At 39.7% G+C, this 18512-nt stretch carries 10 protein-coding genes; 3 read left to right on the top strand and 7 right to left on the bottom strand.

What is annotated here, in order from left to right; genetic code table 11:
• Positions 1-139: 139 nt before the first annotated feature.
• Both NK987_RS12970 and NK987_RS12965 read right to left on the bottom strand, forming a co-directional pair.
• Positions 140-2590 (bottom strand): ABC transporter permease, encoded by a 2451-nt coding sequence (locus NK987_RS12970; protein ID WP_259264189.1) that lies wholly within the window; start codon positions 2588-2590, stop codon positions 140-142.
• A gap of 315 nt (positions 2591-2905) precedes the next feature.
• The gene (locus tag NK987_RS12965) at positions 2906-4462 is read right to left on the bottom strand and encodes a carboxylesterase/lipase family protein (RefSeq protein ID WP_420841182.1); all 1557 of its coding nucleotides are present in this window, start codon (positions 4460-4462) and stop codon (positions 2906-2908) included.
• 368 nt (positions 4463-4830) lie between these two features.
• On the opposite strand from NK987_RS12965, the gene NK987_RS12960 reads away from it, so the two are divergent.
• Entirely contained in the window at positions 4831-5454 is a 624-nt protein-coding gene (locus NK987_RS12960; RefSeq protein ID WP_259264187.1) for a hypothetical protein, read from the top strand.
• Positions 5455-5486: 32 nt separating this feature from the next.
• Here the strand turns inward: NK987_RS12960 and NK987_RS12955 are convergent, their stop codons facing one another.
• The 5 genes from NK987_RS12955 to NK987_RS12935 all read right to left on the bottom strand — a co-directional run bounded on the left by NK987_RS12955 (position 5487) and on the right by NK987_RS12935 (position 15192).
• Positions 5487-7856: an ABC transporter permease gene (locus NK987_RS12955; protein WP_259264186.1), complete on the bottom strand. Its 2370-nt coding sequence runs from the start codon at positions 7854-7856 to the stop codon at positions 5487-5489.
• Between the two features lie 69 nt (positions 7857-7925).
• Positions 7926-10349 (bottom strand): ABC transporter permease, encoded by a 2424-nt coding sequence (locus NK987_RS12950; protein WP_259264185.1) that lies wholly within the window; start codon positions 10347-10349, stop codon positions 7926-7928.
• 7 nt (positions 10350-10356) lie between these two features.
• On the bottom strand, positions 10357-12717 hold the full coding sequence (locus tag NK987_RS12945; RefSeq protein ID WP_259264184.1) for an ABC transporter permease: 2361 nt from the start codon (positions 12715-12717) through the stop codon (positions 10357-10359).
• A 268-nt stretch (positions 12718-12985) separates the two neighbouring features.
• Positions 12986-13684 (bottom strand): ABC transporter ATP-binding protein, encoded by a 699-nt coding sequence (locus tag NK987_RS12940; protein WP_258423211.1) that lies wholly within the window; start codon positions 13682-13684, stop codon positions 12986-12988.
• 257 nt (positions 13685-13941) lie between these two features.
• On the bottom strand, positions 13942-15192 hold the full coding sequence (locus tag NK987_RS12935) for an efflux RND transporter periplasmic adaptor subunit (RefSeq protein WP_258423212.1): 1251 nt from the start codon (positions 15190-15192) through the stop codon (positions 13942-13944).
• A gap of 445 nt (positions 15193-15637) precedes the next feature.
• Between NK987_RS12935 and NK987_RS12930 the strand changes: the two genes are divergently transcribed.
• Both NK987_RS12930 and NK987_RS12925 read left to right on the top strand, forming a co-directional pair.
• A complete protein-coding gene (locus NK987_RS12930; protein WP_259264183.1) occupies positions 15638-17026 on the top strand; it encodes a sigma-54-dependent transcriptional regulator in 1389 nt (462 codons plus the stop codon).
• 103 nt (positions 17027-17129) lie between these two features.
• Complete coding sequence (locus tag NK987_RS12925; RefSeq protein ID WP_259264182.1) at positions 17130-18371, top strand: sensor histidine kinase; 1242 nt, start codon at positions 17130-17132, stop codon at positions 18369-18371.
• Positions 18372-18512: the final 141 nt, after the last annotated feature.

Below are 18512 nucleotides of genomic sequence, written 5' to 3'. Positions count from 1 at the left end.
TTTGGTTAATGGTTGTAGTTGTTGTAATTGTTGTCTGCTTCGCGTTGTCAGGTTATCAGGTTGTCAGAATCTTGGTACTTGGTACTAAATACTTTGTTCCATTTTATAGTCTTGGCTCTTGCCTCTCGCTTCTCGCTTTTTAATCTGACTTTAAGGACTTCACAGGATTTGACCATGAAGACTTGATAGTCTGTGCACTTACTATAAAGACCGAGAAGAGAATTCCGATGAAAATCGCAACTATGAAAATCCAAATACTCATCTGCGTTTTGACAGCAAAATCATTGAGCCACTGCTGCATCATGTAATAGCTTACAGGAAGTGCCAAAACGATCCCAATGACTGTAATGCTGAGGAATTGCTTGTTGAAAAGTATGGAAATCTCCATCGTCGTCGCTCCCAATACTTTTCGGATACCTATTTCTTTGATCCTGCTCGCAATGGTCAGCGAAGCCATGGCGAATAATCCCAATCCGGCAATGATGATGGCCAAAATGGCTGCGATTGAAACCAAAGTTCTGAGGCTTTGATCTTGGGTATATTGGTTGGCTATGGTATCGTCCAAAAAACTGTAATTAAATGGATCCGAACCATAGAGCGCTTTCCAAATGCCATTTATTTTGGAAACAGTCGCAGGCATGTCTTTTGACTGTATTTTGACAAAAATCTTTGGATTCATCTGCTCATTCATCATCAAAGAGTGCAAGCCAGGAAAGAAATTATCATGGGACAAAATCATGATCGCTGGAGACACCTCCCTGTACAAACTTTCAAAATGAAAATCCTTCACCAAGCCAATTGCCCTGTTTTCAGGAAATCCTCTTTTGCTTTCCAAGGAATTGCCAAAAACAGAATCCCATCCTAAAGCCGTCCTCATCGATTCATTCAATATAAATCCTCCTGTTCGGTCCGAAGGGATACTAGCCATGAAATTTCTACCTTCGATAAAATCCAGTCCGAAAATATCAGCAAAATTTTCATCTACAATATTGATCCTGAACTCAATGTTTTTGTCCTCCGGTGTATCAAATCCTGCACTGAACCAAGCATTGTCCCCATACATGGAAGTGGCCATTGCCACTTTTTCAACTTCAGACATCTTTTGTACTTCATTCTTGAAAACCTGCCCATATTCAAATCCTTTATTGATAAAATCCCCCAAACCTTGGGATGCAGGAGGAGGCACATTGATCTGAAGAATGGCGGTATGGTTAATTCCCAGCTCATGATTTTCTATGGTTTTCATTTGCCTATACATCACTAAAGTGCATGTAATCAGAAAAATAGAAATGAAAAACTGAAACCCAAGCAATGTCAATCGGAGACCCTGTTTGCCAAACTTTAGGCTCATATTTGATTTCAATACTTCTACCGGTTTGAATGAAGTGAGGAAAACAGCAGGATAAAAGCCTGCCAACAAGGATATGAAAACTCCTAGACCCAAAATGATAAAGACCCGTACCGGTAAAAATGATATGGCCAAACCTGTATCCATCAACTTATTGAAAGTTGGCAGGAAGAATATTGCCAACAAAATTCCCAAGCCCAAAGAAGCAAAAGTGATCAGAACGGATTCAGCCATAAACTGACCAAAAAGCTGTCCGCTTCCTGCACCCATTGACTTCCTCACTCCCACTTCTTTGGCACGTCCTGCAGAATTGCCGATCGCCATCGTAGTAAAATTGATACAGGCGATCAAAATGATCAATAATCCTATTGCTCCCAAAATCCATAGAATCCTTGGATTCAAAACCGATGCTGTTCCTTCAGGAATATCGGTATTCATATGAATGTCGCTCAGTGGCTGAAGTGAAAAAGTATAATCAATCGGATCTTCTCTGTCAGTAAACAGCCTCTTGATATAAGCCTGCATAGCTTCTTCAAAGATTTTACCTTGGGCAGGTTCCTTCACCATGATATAGCCATCACCAAACACCATATACCAATGTTCCCTTTGTTCTGCTGTATACAAAATATCAGCATTGGTATCCAACATCAGCAATTCATAAGTCAAGCTGGAATTTGCTGGAGCATCCTCAATTACTCCTGCTACATTGAAGCTGACGAAGTCATTTGCAAGTCGGATCAAAAGGTTCTTTCCAACCGGATCTTCATTCCCAAAATATTTTTTGGAAGTGCTTTCTGACAAAACAATGTCAGCCCGCATTTCTGAGGATTTGGGATAACTTCCATTACGCATTTTAAATGAAAACATCTCAAAAAAAGCCGGACTAACCATCATCACTGATTGGTTGAATCCTTCCCCACCTTCCACTTTTGATAAAAAATTATTGGAAACCACATTGGTGAAAATCATTTCTGAACCGAAGTTCTCTTCCATTACAGGTTTCAATGCCAAAGGAATCCCGGAAGATTTGGTAACCTCATCTCCATTTTTATAGGTGGACAATACTCTGTAAACTGAATCCTTGGAATGATGGAAATCATCAAAGCTAAGCTGATGTTGGATGTAAAAAAATAACAGCACCGTTGATGCCACTCCGATTGTCAGCCCCAATAAATTGATGGCCGTATAAGTCTTGTTTTTAAGCAGGTTACGGAAACCTATTTTAAGATAGTTCTTCCACATAGGTCGATATATTGTAATGGTAAATGACAGTTGGATATTTCCCAAAAAGGGCTATTTAATTTTTTGGTTGGAATTTTATATAAGGTCCTTAACCATTGACATGCCAATCAAAAGATTTGAAATTGAGGAAATTAGGCCTATTTAATGATTAAAAAATTTGATATCCGAACAGGTTTGTACGTGTACGGACGAAAGTAAAAAAACCCAGAAATGTAAAAATCGAAAAACCAGAAATCGCTATTTCGAAAAAATAAAAAAAGACTGCCGGAATTGAACCGACAGTCTTGATGGTTTTATTGCAAACAACCTTAAAATCTACGCTTTAGGCAAAGTCATCCTCGCTGCCCTGTCAGGATCATTTTTGACCTCACAGGTATCATTGAGTACCATTGTTTCACCTTTATCGGGAGTGAATTTTGGCCAATTGGGCAAGGTTCCGGTGTTCGGGTTTCCTGTTCTCATAAAAGCCAAAAGGGATGCAGACATTTTATCCGAGAGCATTTTTGGCCGCTTTCCTCCGCCGGTATGGGTGTACATCCTGTCTGTATTGTCAAACCAAAAGCAGATGTCAATGCAATGGAAAGCCCTCATCCTACCATTGTAGAGATTAGGTTCCCAACCAAACCAAGCCATGTAAACGGGAGCTTTTTGTTTTGATTTGGCATTTCCAGTAGCCACTGCACCTTGCCGGTTGGAGGCTACCAAAGCCATGATTTCTGCAGGCTTTTTACCGGGAAAATTTGAATTGTAGGCATTTACGATTTCAGCGGTTTTGTCTCCAAATCTTGGTTTCAATTGTTCGATGACGCCGTTCAGGTCAATTGCTTCCAATTGCGGATTGGCCCTTGTTGCGCTCCATTCGTGGAAGGTGGTACAGATCATCAAAGGCATTTCTGAATCATGGCTGTTTGGGTTAGAGAAAAACTCTCCCTTAGGAATATTGACACCATCTGCCACTGGCCCAAAACCACCACGGAAACCTGGCTGAGGAAATTCCTTTCGCATCCTATCCATGGCTTTGTATGCGATGGTAAGGTATTCCCTCCAAGGAATATCATGGAGTTTGTCAATGGAATCAGGGGTCAAACCTGCAGCTTCTACCACATATTGCCCTAATTTTCTGCTGTATTCCTGATCATTGGCTGTCAGCATACTTCCGCTCAAAGCCACACCTTTATGCACTAATCCTTTGGAAGCAGGCATCGCCATGGTTGCGGTCACTTTGGCGCCGCCACCCGACTGACCCATGATGGTGACATTGCCCGGATCTCCACCAAAGTTTGCAATGTTGTCCCTCACCCAGTGTAGTGAGGCAATGATATCAAGCATACTCACATTCCCAGAATGGGCATACTTGTCCCCTCCTACTCTGGAAAGGTCTGTAAACCCGATCGGACCGAGACGGTGGTTGATCGATACAAAAACCATGTCTCCGTTCTTGGCAAAATTTTCACCATGATAACCGTCTTGTTCTATCGCATTACCATTGGTAAATCCACCTCCATGCAACCAAACCAATACGGGCCGCTTTTTTCCATCCGCTATGGCATTTGTCCATACATTGAGTTTGAGGCAATCTTCGCTAAGGTCATCATAGTTCCAATGGTCAGCAAAGGAATAATGTACATTGGCGTACCTGTTGTCCATGATTTGTGGTGCGGTATTTCCCCACCAGATCGTATCTTTGACCCCTTCCCATTTCTCAGATTTTTGGGGAGGCATAAAACGGTTTTTACCTGCAGTATTGGCACCGTATGGCACACCCAAAAACGTATATACGCCATTGAGTCTGTATCCCCTAATTTTTCCAAAAGTGGTTTCGGCAACAGCTATGTCATCACCGATCTGTAGAAACTGCTCTCCATCAGCCATGTTTTCTGTTTGGGAGCTTGATGCATTCGTTACAAATGGAACTGCAGCGATACCGGCAGTACCAATTCCGATTTTTTGTAAAAATTCACGTCGGTTATTCTTCATCAGGTTTATGGTTAAGAGTTTATTCTATTGTCTCAAATTGTGTAAATAGATATTCATTTCCTAACCATTCATCACTTTTCACCTATCAGGTCATTTAAAACGGGATTTTATAAAAATTATAATCCAAGAAAAATTCATTTTAAGGATGAAAGATTAAACTTTGAAAGTTTAATTTCGGATTGAAATGTAACATTTGACTATCCAAATCATCATATTCTATCGATACTTTGTCCTTTTCATTCCAAACCCAATTGAAACAAAACATGCAGCAAATCAAGGATAATTTTTTGGCACAACTCGTCATTATTTATACCAGATATTTATTGGGAGGCGGATTTGTATTTGCCAGTCTGATCAAAATCAAAGGATTAAGATTTACGACTGAAAGCGGTGAAAATGAAGCTTTTGGAACTGCTTTTCATTTTTTTGAAACAATGTATCGGACAGGTATTTATTGGCAATTTTTAGGATGGGGACAATTGATAGCTGGATTGCTATTGATGACACAGCGCTATGCCAAATTGGGTGCAGTGATCAATTTACCTATTATCCTGAATGTCTTTGTGATCACTATTTCAATGGATTTCAATTACACCCCCGTCATTACCGGCATGATGCTTTTTGCCAATCTTGTTCTATTGGTATGGCATTGGAATGAATTGAGGACGTTAATAGATCTTCCTGCGATACCAGACAGGCCTAACAGGCTCGAAGACCAAAAGTCTTGGGAGATCACAGGCTTGGTGTTATTCCTTTTTACTGCCGGATATAGGCTTTTTACAGACAGGTATGATCCCATATTCTGGTTCGGAATCTGTGCATTAATCGGATTAGGGGGATTGGTTTTTGGATTGAAATTATCAAAAAACAAAAAACCCGAAGTGTAAAATACTTCGGGTTAAAAAGAGGATAATATTTATCACTCACTTTTAAGCGTATTTGCTGGATTTATTTGTGCTGCTTTGAGTGCCTGCATGGTGACTGTCAAGTATGCAATGGATAATATAACACCAGCTGCCATTGGAATAAACCACCATTCGAAATCGATCTTATAAGCATATCCTGACAACCAATCCTGCATCAACCAATATCCAACCGCCGATCCTATCAAGATGGATACCGCTACGATCATGATAAATTCCCTGTTGATGACATTTAAAATGGAAGCTGTAGATGCGCCCAACACTTTGCGGATTCCTATTTCTTTTGTTTTTTGCTCTGCCACATGGGCTGATAAGCCAAATAATCCAAGACATGAGATCAGTATCTTCAGGATACTGAAGTACTTGGCCAAGTCCCTGATTCTTACGTCTTCATTATACATATTGGCATAATTTTCATCCATAAAGGTATATTGAAAAGGAAAATCAGGGTTCAATTCTTCAGAAAGTGCTTTGATGGAAGCAATGGTCGTTTGAATATCTGCAGTATTCAATCTTACAAAGCCATTAGAACCAAATTCCCGGTCCAATAATATCACAACCGGTTCCATGTTTTGATGGAAACTCTGAAAATGGAAATCTTCCACCACTCCTGTGATTGTCCGTTCCTCTCCCCACATGTTAAATGAAACAGCCTCAGGATTATCATTAGTGATCAATTCATAAGCCCTTCTATTAATAATTGCTCCCTGGACAGAATCAGCACCTTTTGCCGGATTAAAATCTTCACCGTGGATCAGTTTCATGCCGGTAGTTTCCAGAAAGTCATAATCCACCCGCATGATTTCAAACAAGGCATTGAATTCAGGATCCTTTCCTTCCCAATTCACTCCTCCCGTATTTGAGTTTCTTCCCAACAATGAATGGTTGGATTTTGAAACAGATTTGATATCCGGGTTTTGCTTCAACCTATTTTTAAAAGCATCATAATTTTCTTGAAGATTGCCTTCCAATGGGATGACCAGAAGTTGTTCTTTGTCATATCCCAGGTCTTGATTCAAGGCGAAATTTATCTGCTGGTAGACAACCACAGTGGCTACAATCAAGATGGTAGCGAGAATAAACTGGAACAAAACCAAACCCTTTCTGGCAATCGCAACTCCCTTGCCGGATTTGGTATGACTTCTGAAAACAGAAACCACCTTGGTGGCCGAAAGGTAAAATGCCGGATAGCTGCCGGCAACCAAGCCTGTAAATAACAACACACCAAGATATTGTATCCAAAAATTGGAGTCATCGTAAGGTATTTGCATCGTTTTACCTGTAAGGTCATTGAACACCGGCAAAGTCAGCTGTACGAGTAACAGAGCCAAAATGGAAGCAAAGAATGTAATCAAAAGTGACTCACTCAAAAACTGCTTGACTAAAGCACCCTTTTCGGCACCCACCACTTTTCTTACTCCTACTTCTTTGGCTCTTTTTTGGGATTTTGCGGTGGATAGATTCATGAAATTGATACATGCAATCAGCAACACAAACAATCCTATCAAAGCAAATAACTTAACATATTCAATTCTGCCGCCCTGCTGAATTCCGTCCTTGAATTCTCCATGGAGATAAAGTTCTTTTTGGGGATAGGCAAAAAGTTTGACATTACTGCCTTCGTTTCTTTCTAGTATAAAATTTTCAAGTTTTGCAGAAAACGCCTGCCAATCTGTTTGTTTATTCAACCGGACAATGGTACTCGGGCCATTATTTCCCCATTCTTTCAGCCAGGAATTATATGGTTTTTCGGACATAAACTTAAAAGGAAGCAAATATTCCAAAGTAGTGCTGCTGGTATTGGGTATAGATTCCAATACTCCCTGAACTACAAAAGGGGTTTCACCTTCTGATTCTTTGAGCAAGAGTGTTTCACCGATAACATCTGTTTTACCAAATAATTTAATGGCTGCTTCTTTGGTCAAAACGATATGGGTCTTTTCGGCGAGGGCCGTTTCCCTATTTCCATGGAGGAGGTCATATTGCAGAATATGGAGGTAATCTTCTCCCGCAAAGAACCCGTTCAGTTTGATTTTTGTATCCTCTTTTGCAAATAGTTTTTCTTCATGCCATGAAAATGTAGCTGCTTTTTCTACCTCCGGGAAGACATTCTTCAGTTCATCAGCCAATATTCCCGGCGTGGAAGTAGTCGTAAAAATATCAGCCCCGTACTTTTGATGCTCCATGATTCGATACACCTGATCAATCTCAGTAAAGTGACGGTTCATATTCAATTCACTTTTGACCCAAAGGCCGATCAGAATGGCAGCCCAAAGGCCAAGGGCCAAGCCAAAAAGGTTGATAAAGAAAGTAAGCTTATGCTTAGCAAAGCCCCTAATTGCGATCTTGAGGTAGTTGGCAAACATTGATAAATGAGGTTTAAGTTGGTTATCTTTTAATTGTATTTTTAATTTAATCTATCCCGAAATTCAGGATTATTCACTTTTTAAGATGCTGATAGGATTGGTACCGATGCTTTTATAGGACTGGATCGCCACAGTAAAGATTGCCAATACAAAACATCCCAGACCGGCAGTCGCAAAAACCCAAAGCTCAAATGGAATTCTAAACGCAAAGTCATCCAGCCAGGTCGAAACCAGAAAATAAGCCATTGGAATGGCAATCAAACACGCTATCAAAATCAACTTCATATATCCAGAGGACAAAAGCAGAAAAATTTCAGACTCCCCTGCCCCAAAAACTTTCCTGATTCCGATTTCTTTTGCGCGCTGCTGTACGGAATATGCTGTCAATCCAAACAATCCCAAAAATGCAATGAATATGGACATGACAGTCAGCGCATTCATCAGCTTACCCATCTGCAATTCAGATTGGTAAACAGCCTGAAAATCAGCGTCAAGAAAAGAGTAATTCATGGGAACTCTTGGTTCAAACAGCTTCCAGTTTTTTTGCAACTCAGCAATGCCATCTTCAAAATTTCCCGTATTAAGCCTAACAGTGATGTAGTCCCGCAGAAAATAATCATCCATATATTCGATCACCAATGGTTTGATTTCCTGCCTGAGAGATTCAAAATTAAAGTCTTTCAATATGCCTACCACTTCCAATTCCGCTTCATCTTCATCTCCACGGTTTTTGATGATCTTTTGTCCAATTGCTTTGTCACTGATTCCCAACACTTTTGCAGCTTTTTCATTGATCAAAACTTTATACTTATCAGATCCGGCGATGTCAGTGAAATTTCGTCCTTCAACGATTTCCATGTTCAAAGTAGATACAAATTCATGATCAGCCTCATACCAATTCATGCCATTGTCGGTTATGATTTGGGGAAGATTAAAATTCCTCATTTGGAAATTTCCTGGAAGCGGAATGCCTGTAGAAAAACTGAGTGAACTGACCGATGAACTTGAAGCAAATCTTCTTTTGAAATCTTCCCTTTCTTCGTTTTTGATTTCACCGTCATTGTGGATGATAAGCAGCTGCTCTCTGTCAAATCCCACATTTGTATTTTGGATAAAACTGAGTTGCCGCTGTACTACCAATGCGCAAATAATCAATATCAATGATATGCTAAACTGAAAAACGACCAATCCACTTCTTAAACCGATGGTATTTTTTCCCTGCATCTGTACTCCTTTGATGACCTTGAGAGGCTTGAAAGATGAAAGATAAAATGCCGGATAAAACCCTGCCATCAAAGTAAGAAGGATAATAAGGATAGGAGCTACTCCCCAAATCCATGAAAACTGAAAAATATTAAACTGAATCTGTTTACCGCTGATCTGGTTGAAAGTACCATTGAGCAGCTCTACCAAAACCATTGCAAAGAAAGTACTGACCACTACCAGGACAAACGCCTCAGTCAAAAATTGACCAACCAATTGAAATTTACTTGAACCCATCACTTTCCTAACCCCTACCTCCATAGATCTTCTAGCGCCTTTGGCAGTGGACAAATTCATAAAATTGATACTTGCCAAAAGCAAAATGATTCCCGCTACAATTGAGAAAATGTTTACATAGCTTTGGTAGCTATTGGCTTCATGCTCCCTGAGCAAATGAGAAGTGAGGTGGATATCTTGGACAGGCTGGAGGCCAAAAAAGAAATCAGTTCCTGACTGTTCACCCGATAGTCTTGGCACAATTTGATCCGTCACTACCTGTCCAAGTTTTCCTTCAACTGATAAGACTTCTCCATTTGGAATCTTGACATAAGTATGTAAGATTGACCACATCCAATTGTCCATCAGGAAAATTTCCCTGTGCATATCGAGGTTGTGAACCAGCATATCAAAATGAAAGTGGGATTGCACAGGGATATCCTTAATAACTGCACCCACCATGGCGAGATCAGTAGATCCGGATCCAATAAGTATGTTTTTTCCTACCGCCTCTCTGGCTGTAATGTCTCCAAAATACCTTTTGGCCGTTGATTCTGTAAGAATGACACTTTTACCACCTGATAGGGAATTAGGATTTCCCGCCAGGATTTCAAAATCAAAAACTTCGAAGAAATTAGGCTCAGCATAGAACACTGATGCTTCTCTAAATATCTGATCCGCATTGGGGCCTGATTCGGGCTGAACAGTAAAATCATTCCATTTTAATATTCTTGTGACTGCTTCAACCTCCGGAAAATTTTCACCCAAAACCCTGCCAAGTGGTGGCGGCGCAGTGGCATACTGAGAACCTTCTCCTATACCCCAATGAGAAGTCACCCGATAGATGCTTTCAGAATGACCATAAAAACGATCATAACTTTTTTCATCTACGATAAAAAATAAAATCATAAAAAATCCTGCAATGCCAATTGTCAGTCCTGAAATATTCAAGATGGTAAACATCCTGTTTTTGTTTAGGGCTCTCCAGGCTATGAGAAAATGGTTCTTTAACATGAGGCTATCATTCGGATGACAAAGAGTTTACGGGATTGGCAGTTGCGGCTTTGAAGGCTTGAAAACTGACCGTAACCAAAGCTATAGAAAGAAGCACGGCTGCAGATCCTACAAAAATCCACCAACTCAGGTTGGTCTTATAAGCATAACCTTGGAGCCAAGCTTGGGAAAGATACCATCCCAAAGGAACCATGACCACAATGGAAATCAGTACCAAAAGGATGAAATCTTTGACAATCATGGTCAAAATTCCGCTGATCGAAGCTCCAAGGACTTTCCTGACTCCGATTTCTTTTTTGCGGTTTTCTACTGTGAAAGCCGCCAATCCAAACAAACCCAAACAGGAAAGGAAAATTGCTGCCAATCCAAAATATCTGGCAAGTTTTGAAATCCGCTGTTCCTGTAGGTATAAGGACTGAAAATCTTCATCCATAAAGCTGTAATCAATCTTTTGGGCATTCAGATTTTCAAACAATCCTGATACCGAGGCAATGGTCTCTAGCTGATTTTCGGGATTGATTCTGATGATGATTTTTTGGGCAAATGCTTTGTCATATTTCAAAAAGGCAGGCTTGACATTTTCTTTCAGTGATTCGAAATGAAAATCCTTCAAAACCCCTATTACTTCCATGTCATTTCCCCAAAGATTGACTGTAGCACCAATGGGTTCTTCCAGCCCGATTACTTTTACCGCTTCCTCATTGAGGATGATTTTTGAACTTTCATCTCCAAAATCCCTTGAGAAAGACCTTCCTTTCAAAATTTCAAAATCCATTGTTTCGATCAAATCCATATTGACCGTGATGTTCTCAAATTTGACCTGTTCATCGGGATTTTTCCCTTCCCAACTCAGCCCAATAGTCGAGCTCATCAAACCTACGAGGGGATGGGATAGACTTGATGCATTTTCAACCCCCGGGATTCCTTTTACCTGATTCAAAAATGATTCAAGTTGTGTGTCTGAAAGAGAGGAGGAATTGACTTGAAGCAAATGGGATTGGTTGTAGCCAAGGTTCTGGTTTTGGATATAAGCCATCTGTCGTCCAATCACAGAAATCCCAATAATCAAAAGCAGGGAAATTGAAAATTGAAATACGACCAAGCCCTTTCTAGCCAAAAGTTCTCCAAAGCTTCCTTTGATGTTACTTTTCAGGATTTGGATAGGTCTGAATTTGGACAAATAAACTGCCGGATAAATCCCTGCAATTAAGCCTGTGATGGCCCAGATCAAAACCAACATCAGAATTTGAGGCAAATCCAAGTTGAGATTGAGTTCTTTGAGAGTAACCTGATTGAAAAATGGCTGTAATATCATTGCCAAAACCAAAGCAAGAATCATCGCAATGAAGGACAAAAGCATAGACTCGACTATGAATTGGCTAAATAAACCGCCTCTGCTTGCCCCCATAGATTTTTTGACTCCAATTTCTTTGAGCCTATTCATGGCCCTTGCAGTGGTCAGGTTCATGAAGTTGATACAGGCAATCAATAGAATGAAGAATGCAATGGCCGAAAAAATCCAGACATAATTGATCCTTCCTCCTACCACTTTCCCATCTTCAAATGTCCCATAGAGGTAATTGTCTTCAAAAGCCTGGACAAAAGGAGTCACATTACTTTCTACCTTCCTATCCTTTAAGAAGTTGGCAATTTGGGCATTAAAGGAATCAATATCAGTTCCTTCCCTCAGTAATAAAAATGTTCCTGCATTAAAATTGTCCCAATGTGCACCGTCACCGAGCATTTTTTTGAAGTAGGGAAAAGAAAGTAGAAATTCTGGTTTATCTATATCATAAGAGCCAAAATCCTTATATACACCCCTCACTATTACTTCATTTCCAAATTCAAAAACTGTCCATTTCAGGGTTTTTCCAACGGCTTCTCCGGAAGAACCGAATATCCTGATTGCTGTTGATTCAGACAAAACCACCGAATTTATGTCTGAAAGAGCTTTCGATTTATCCCCATCCAAAAATTCGACACTGAACATTTCCAGGTATTCCTGATCGACAAATAAACCATCAGCGACCTGCACATCATTTCCATCATCAAAAGAAACTCCTTCAATGTATGGTGAAATCGCCGCTGCCATTTCCACTTGGGAAAGTTCAGCTTCCATGGCTTCGGCCATTTCTGCAGGAGTGATTCCTATGGTAACGATTCCTGTGGAATTGGCATGGTTGGTAAATACAGTGTAAATCCTATGTCCGAGTGCATGATATCTGTTGATGCTCAATTCATCTTTGACCCACATCATGATCAAAATCACTGTGGTCAATCCCATTGTGAGCCCAAGCAGGTTGATCATGAAAGTCAATCTGTGCTTTTTGAAACTTCTAATGGCAGTTTTGAGATAGTTGGTGAGCATGGCGTGGGAAGTGTGGAAGTTGGGAGGTTGATAATGTTGTAATTATTCTAGTTGTTGTCGCTAGCTGTATGCAGCTTTCTAGGTACAGAAATAAAAATCTTCAACAATCGGGAAAAGCCGAATAGCCTCTTTAACTAGGTTCAAATCAAGAGAGATTAACAATGTTTTGAGAATCTCTCTTGATAAAGTATGTATCTAAGACAATCAATTATAAATACTGCTTTTGAAATTACCAGGTAACAAAAGTCTTGTGTCTTATATCTATTTTTCAAATATGAAACTGCTCCCTGATATTCTCAGTCACCACTTTTCCATCGAATAGATTGATGATACGGTGGGCATAGTTCGCATCATGAGGGGAGTGTGTTACCATCACAATGGTGGTTCCTTCATTATTCAATTCTTCCAAAAGCCTCATGACTTCTTCGCCGTTTGCTGAATCAAGATTTCCTGTAGGTTCATCGGCAAGGATCACTGAAGGTTTAGCGACAATGGCACGGGCGATAGCTACCCTCTGTTGCTGACCACCTGAAAGTTGTTGCGGAAAGTGGTCTTTTCGATGCATGATGTTCATTCTGCCCAAAACTTCTTCTACCCTTCTTTTCCTTTCGTCAGCAGGTGTTTTGAGGTACAGAAGTGGAAGTTCAACATTTTCAAATACAGTCAATTCGTCGATGAGGTTAAAGCTTTGGAATACGAAACCGATATTTCCCTTTCTCAACTGAGAGCGTTGTCTTTCAGAAAATTTGGCAACCTCATTTTCGATGAAATAATATTGGCCTGAATCGGGATTGTCAAGCAGTCCGATGATGTTAAGCAAAGTAGATTTGCCACAACCTGATGGGCCCATGATGGCGACGAATTCTCCTTTTTTGATTTCTATCTGGATATCGTCCAGTGCTGTGGTTTCTACTTCCTCCGTAGTGTAGAGTTTTCGGAGATTGACGGTTTTAATGATGTTTTCCATGATTCGTGTGGTATGATGTGCTGATTAATTTATAAGTTTTATTTATTGTTTTTTGATAGACTTGCGATCTGCAATGAGCAATGGATAGTTAAATTTTTTCTGATAATTTGTGGTTTTCATTCAAAATTTTCAACACAGGAATTAATCTGACAAATGGCTTAATCGTTTATTAAATAATCAATACAACTAAATTCTTTAATCGGACTGAGATATTTACATTGCCTGAAGCCAACAAGTGCCTTTCGACTTACTTCCCGCTACTTCAAATTCAAAACCTCATTTTTTCCAAAATTCTCATATCCACTGACGATGACGCGGTCGCCCGGCTTGAGGCCTTCGATTACCTCATAATGCTCTGGATTTTTACGGTTTAGCCTAATGTTTCGCTTTTCCGCAATGCCGGTAGACTCATCCACGACAAATACCCAATTCCCTCCTGTATCTTTGTAAAACCCTCCTGTTGGTAATAAGATGGCTTGTTTGCTTTCGCCAAGTTCAAGGCCAATTCTTACTGTTTGTCCCCTCCGTATTCCGGATGGCGTCTCCCCTGTAAAAACCATGTCGACCTCAAATCTTCCACCTGTGACATTGGGATAGATTTTATCGATTTCAAGTTCGTAACTACTTCCAGAGAATGTGAAGGTGCCTTTTAATCCTGTACTTATCCTTGGAAGGTACAATTCGTCTATCTGTACTTTTACTTTGAATTTATCTAGAATATCAATCTGACCATATCGCTCCCCGGCATTGATAGATTGTCCAACCTCAATTTGCTGGGTAGATAACTGACCAGAAATCGGAGCCCTGACAACAAGGTTATCGAGAATGTGACCTACTCCATTGAGAGACTGATTCATTCTGTTTTCAGAATCATAAAGCTGTCGTTTTTGAGCTACTCTTGAAACTGAATCATTTCTATAGGCCACGTATGTCAATTTTCTTCTTTTGACATTGTACTCATATTGTTCTTTCACCTCTTCAAATTCACGATCTGATACCAGTTTTTTGGAATGAAGTTCCTTAAACCTTTCGTATTGAGGTTTAAGCAGGCTGATTTGATAATCAATTTCGGCAAGTTGCCCTTGTTGGCTTAAATCATTTTGATCCAACTGAAGCCTGACTTGTCTGAGGTTGTTAATTTGGAAGTAGAGGCCTGATTCCCTTTCCATCACCTCCAATTGCAGTTTGCTATTAGAAAGTAACAATATCGTGTCACCTCTATCGACTATGGCACCTGATTCTCGGATAATTTTTGAAATATTTCCACCTTCTAAAGCATCTAAGAAAAAAACTTCCCCTGGTTCAATCGTCCCGCTTACCGGAATGTAATCAGTGTATTCTCCTTCTATGACAGTGGCAATGGTAATCCTGTCCTTATTGACATTCATAGAAGACCTTGAGTCGGCAAAAAACAATTGGTAAATGATAAAGGCCAACAGGAGTGTGCTTCCTGTGATGATAGCGATGAACTTTGGAGTCCAGGTCTTTTTCTCAATCTTCCTATCCATTATAAATTTTCAGTTTTACTTTGACTCTCAATAGCCAATTAACATGCCATCAAAAAAACCGCTCAAAAACAACCAAAAAGGGCATATCCTATTTTTAGCTTTAGATTTTTCGAACAAAAACGTCCGCCTGCGACCAAAGAATGAATAAATCAGTGCAATTATTCTTAGGGAAAATTTCCTATAGATTTAATAAAAACTGCTTAAATTCAATCCATTGAGCGATTTTGAAATGATATTGTCCGTTTGTATCATTTCGGTACAAGTTTTGGCATTCTGAAGTAAGAAATACGAAATGTGAAGTGCGATGGTCCTTTCTAAAATGAAGTTCAAAAGCAATTTATTTCGGCTGTTAAAAAAATTGCTTTGCCTCTATATACTTCAGTCTTTCTCAAATCTCGTGTATCCATGTCTCACATCTCACGTCTAATATCTCTTGTCTAATTTTATGAAAGAAAACAAACCAGGTAAAATCCTCATCGTCGATGACAACGAGGATTTGTTAAAAGCTGCCAAAATATTTTTAAAGAGGCACTTTGGTCAAGTGGATACAGAAACCAATCCAGGTCTACTGCCAGTACTCATTATCAATGAGCAATACGATGTGATCCTTTTGGATATGAATTTTACCAAAGATGTCAGCAGCGGACAGGAAGGATTCTATTGGTTGGACAGGATTTTGGAACTTGATTCTTCTGCAGTGGTCGTATTGATTACGGCATACGGGGATGTGAATACGGCCGTCAAAGCCATCAAAGAAGGTGCAACAGACTTTGTTTTGAAACCTTGGGAGAATGAAAAATTACTCGCAACACTGAACTCAGCGCTTCAGCTGAGACAATCAAAACTTGAGATATCTCAATTAAAAACCCAACAGCAACAACTCTATCAAGACATAGACAGCAAATTCAAAGACATCATCGGACAAAGTTCTTCCATGGTCAAGGTCTTTGAAACAATAGAGAGAGTCGCTGCTACTGATGCCAATGTGTTGATTTTGGGAGAAAACGGTACAGGAAAAGAATTGATTGCCCGTGCCATTCATAGGCATTCCAAAAGACACCGCGAGGCATTTATAGGCGTGGATTTGGGATCTATTACAACTACTCTTTTTGAAAGCGAGCTTTTCGGACACAAAAGAGGTTCATTTACAGATGCCAAGGAAGACAGGGCAGGAAGATTTGAGCAGGCAAATAAAGGCACATTGTTTTTGGATGAGATCGGAAATCTCCCTCTCCCACTCCAATCTAAACTTTTGGCTGCATTACAAAATAGAGAAGTAACCCGTGTAGGTGCCAATAAAGCAATTCCTGTAAATATCAGGTTGATTTCTGCCACCAATATGCCGATCCACAGCATGGTCTATGAGAATACATTCAGGCAGGATTTACTCTATAGAATCAATACGATCGAAATTACCTTGCCTCCCCTGCGGGAGAGATTGGAAGATATCCCACATCTTGCCAATCATTTTATCGAGGTCTATTCTAAAAAATACAATAAAGAAATCCGAAAAGCCGGTGAAGCATTGATCAAACGCATGCAAAAATATCATTGGCCTGGAAATATCCGTGAACTTCAGCACAGCATCGAACGGGCAGTTATCATGACTACACATGGTGTGTTACAGCCTGAGGACTTATTTATGCAAAAGCAGCTTAGTCCTGAAAAACAAGAGGAATTGGTCAGCTTAGACCATTTGAATATAGAAGATGTAGAAAAAATATTGATCAGAAAAGCCCTTCAAAAACACAACGGCCATATCACCAGAGCGGCTGAAGAATTGGGATTGACCAGGTCATCATTGTATAGAAGATTGGAAAGGTATGGGCTTTAGGTCATTTTCAATAGGTATTTTAATTCGTGTTTTGCTGATCGTGGTCTTTGCCTATTTGGGCCTGTTTTTTTTCTTTAAAGAACAGTCCATGGTTCAAACCATTATGTTTTCAGTAATTGTTTTCTTTTTGGTACTCAATCTGATTTCTTATGGAAATACCACAAACAGGAAAATAACCCGGTTTTTGGAATCAATCCGTTATTCTGATTTTTCATCATCATTTACCAAAGACAGCAAACTTGGAAATTCATTTAAAGAAATGAACATGTCTTTCAATGAAGTCATTGAGGCATTCAAAAAAACAAGGGCAGAAAAGGAAGAGCAAATGCTTTTTCTCCAGATCATGATCCAGCATATCAACACCGGGATATTATCTTTTGATAGTCAGGGACGAATAGGTGTGATCAATGGAGAAGCCAAGCAGCTGCTTCAGATTCCGCAATTCAAAGACATCAACGATTTGGGGAAGTTATCTATTGATTTATTAAAAAATGTCCTTTCTCTGAAGCCGGGGGGTTCATTTTCTATCAAAATCAACAACGAACTCCATCTTAACGTGCAGTCAGCTTCTTTCAAAATGGAAGGAAATAGTTGGACTTTACTTTCTTTTCAAAATATTCGTTCTGAATTACAAAAGAATGAATTAGAGGCATGGCAAAATCTGACCAAAGTCCTCCGTCATGAAATCATGAATTCAATGACGCCTATAGCGAGTCTTGCAAATTCATTGGGAATTATTCTGGAGGAAGATATCCACGAAGAGGAAAAAGGGGAATTGATCCTTGAGAAAGACAGTTACGTTGACTTATGTGAAGGCCTGGAAACCATCTCCAAACGCAGTTCCGGATTGGTTGATTTTGTAAATGCTTACAGGGATTACACCAACATCCCACAGCCTGTGCTAAAGAGATTTGCTGTCCAACAGTTATTTGAAAACATCTGTGTTTTGCTCAAGGAAGAACTGGCGAAATCAGGAATACAGCTTCAGACAGAAATAAGTCCAAAAGAACTTGAATTGTTGGCTGATCAGGATTTAATACAGATGATTTTGATTAACCTGGTGAAAAATGCAAAAGAGGCCATGGAAAAATCAAACACAAAAACGATTATTCTAAAGTCAGGAATCAACAGCCAATCTTTCCCATTTATACAAGTGATAGATTATGGAGAAGGGATTGTTCCTGAAGCCTTGGAAAGGATTTTTGTCCCTTTTTTCACTACCAAAAAATCCGGCAGCGGTATCGGTTTGGCCATTTCCCGTCAGATCATGAACCTTCACAAAGGAAATCTTGAAGTGGAGTCAATTCCCGGACAAAGGACTGTTTTTACGATGAAGTTTGGGTGATACAGACTTTTTTTTGATCTTATTTCATTTCTTAATGGTCAAATTCTAGCTGATTTATTGGGAAAACATCTGATTTTTCTAAATGGTTGGTCACTTTTTTTACAATTCTTTTCAAAATGGACAAGAAAACTTGGAATAATC

This window comes from Aquiflexum gelatinilyticum, from assembly GCF_024813435.1.
Classification (GTDB): Bacteria; Bacteroidota; Bacteroidia; order Cytophagales; family Cyclobacteriaceae; genus Cognataquiflexum; species Cognataquiflexum gelatinilyticum.
This window is presented reverse-complemented; position numbering and strand designations above follow the sequence as displayed.

Bases quoted from the DNA above. Each gene is read 5' to 3' on its own strand.
- NK987_RS12935 (WP_258423212.1), bottom strand. From the start codon at position 15,192: ATGGATAGGAAGATTGAGAAAAAGACCTGGACTCCAAAGTTCATCGCT.
- NK987_RS12940 (WP_258423211.1), bottom strand. From the start codon at position 13,684: ATGGAAAACATCATTAAAACCGTCAATCTCCGAAAACTCTACACTACG.
- NK987_RS12960 (WP_259264187.1), top strand. From the start codon at position 4,831: ATGCAGCAAATCAAGGATAATTTTTTGGCACAACTCGTCATTATTTAT.
- NK987_RS12950 (WP_259264185.1), bottom strand. From the start codon at position 10,349: ATGTTAAAGAACCATTTTCTCATAGCCTGGAGAGCCCTAAACAAAAAC.
- NK987_RS12930 (WP_259264183.1), top strand. From the start codon at position 15,638: ATGAAAGAAAACAAACCAGGTAAAATCCTCATCGTCGATGACAACGAG.
- NK987_RS12945 (WP_259264184.1), bottom strand. From the start codon at position 12,717: ATGCTCACCAACTATCTCAAAACTGCCATTAGAAGTTTCAAAAAGCAC.
- NK987_RS12965 (WP_420841182.1), bottom strand. From the start codon at position 4,462: ATGGCTGATGGAGAGCAGTTTCTACAGATCGGTGATGACATAGCTGTT.
- NK987_RS12955 (WP_259264186.1), bottom strand. From the start codon at position 7,856: ATGTTTGCCAACTACCTCAAGATCGCAATTAGGGGCTTTGCTAAGCAT.
- NK987_RS12925 (WP_259264182.1), top strand. From the start codon at position 17,130: ATGTTTTCAGTAATTGTTTTCTTTTTGGTACTCAATCTGATTTCTTAT.
- NK987_RS12970 (WP_259264189.1), bottom strand. From the start codon at position 2,590: ATGTGGAAGAACTATCTTAAAATAGGTTTCCGTAACCTGCTTAAAAAC.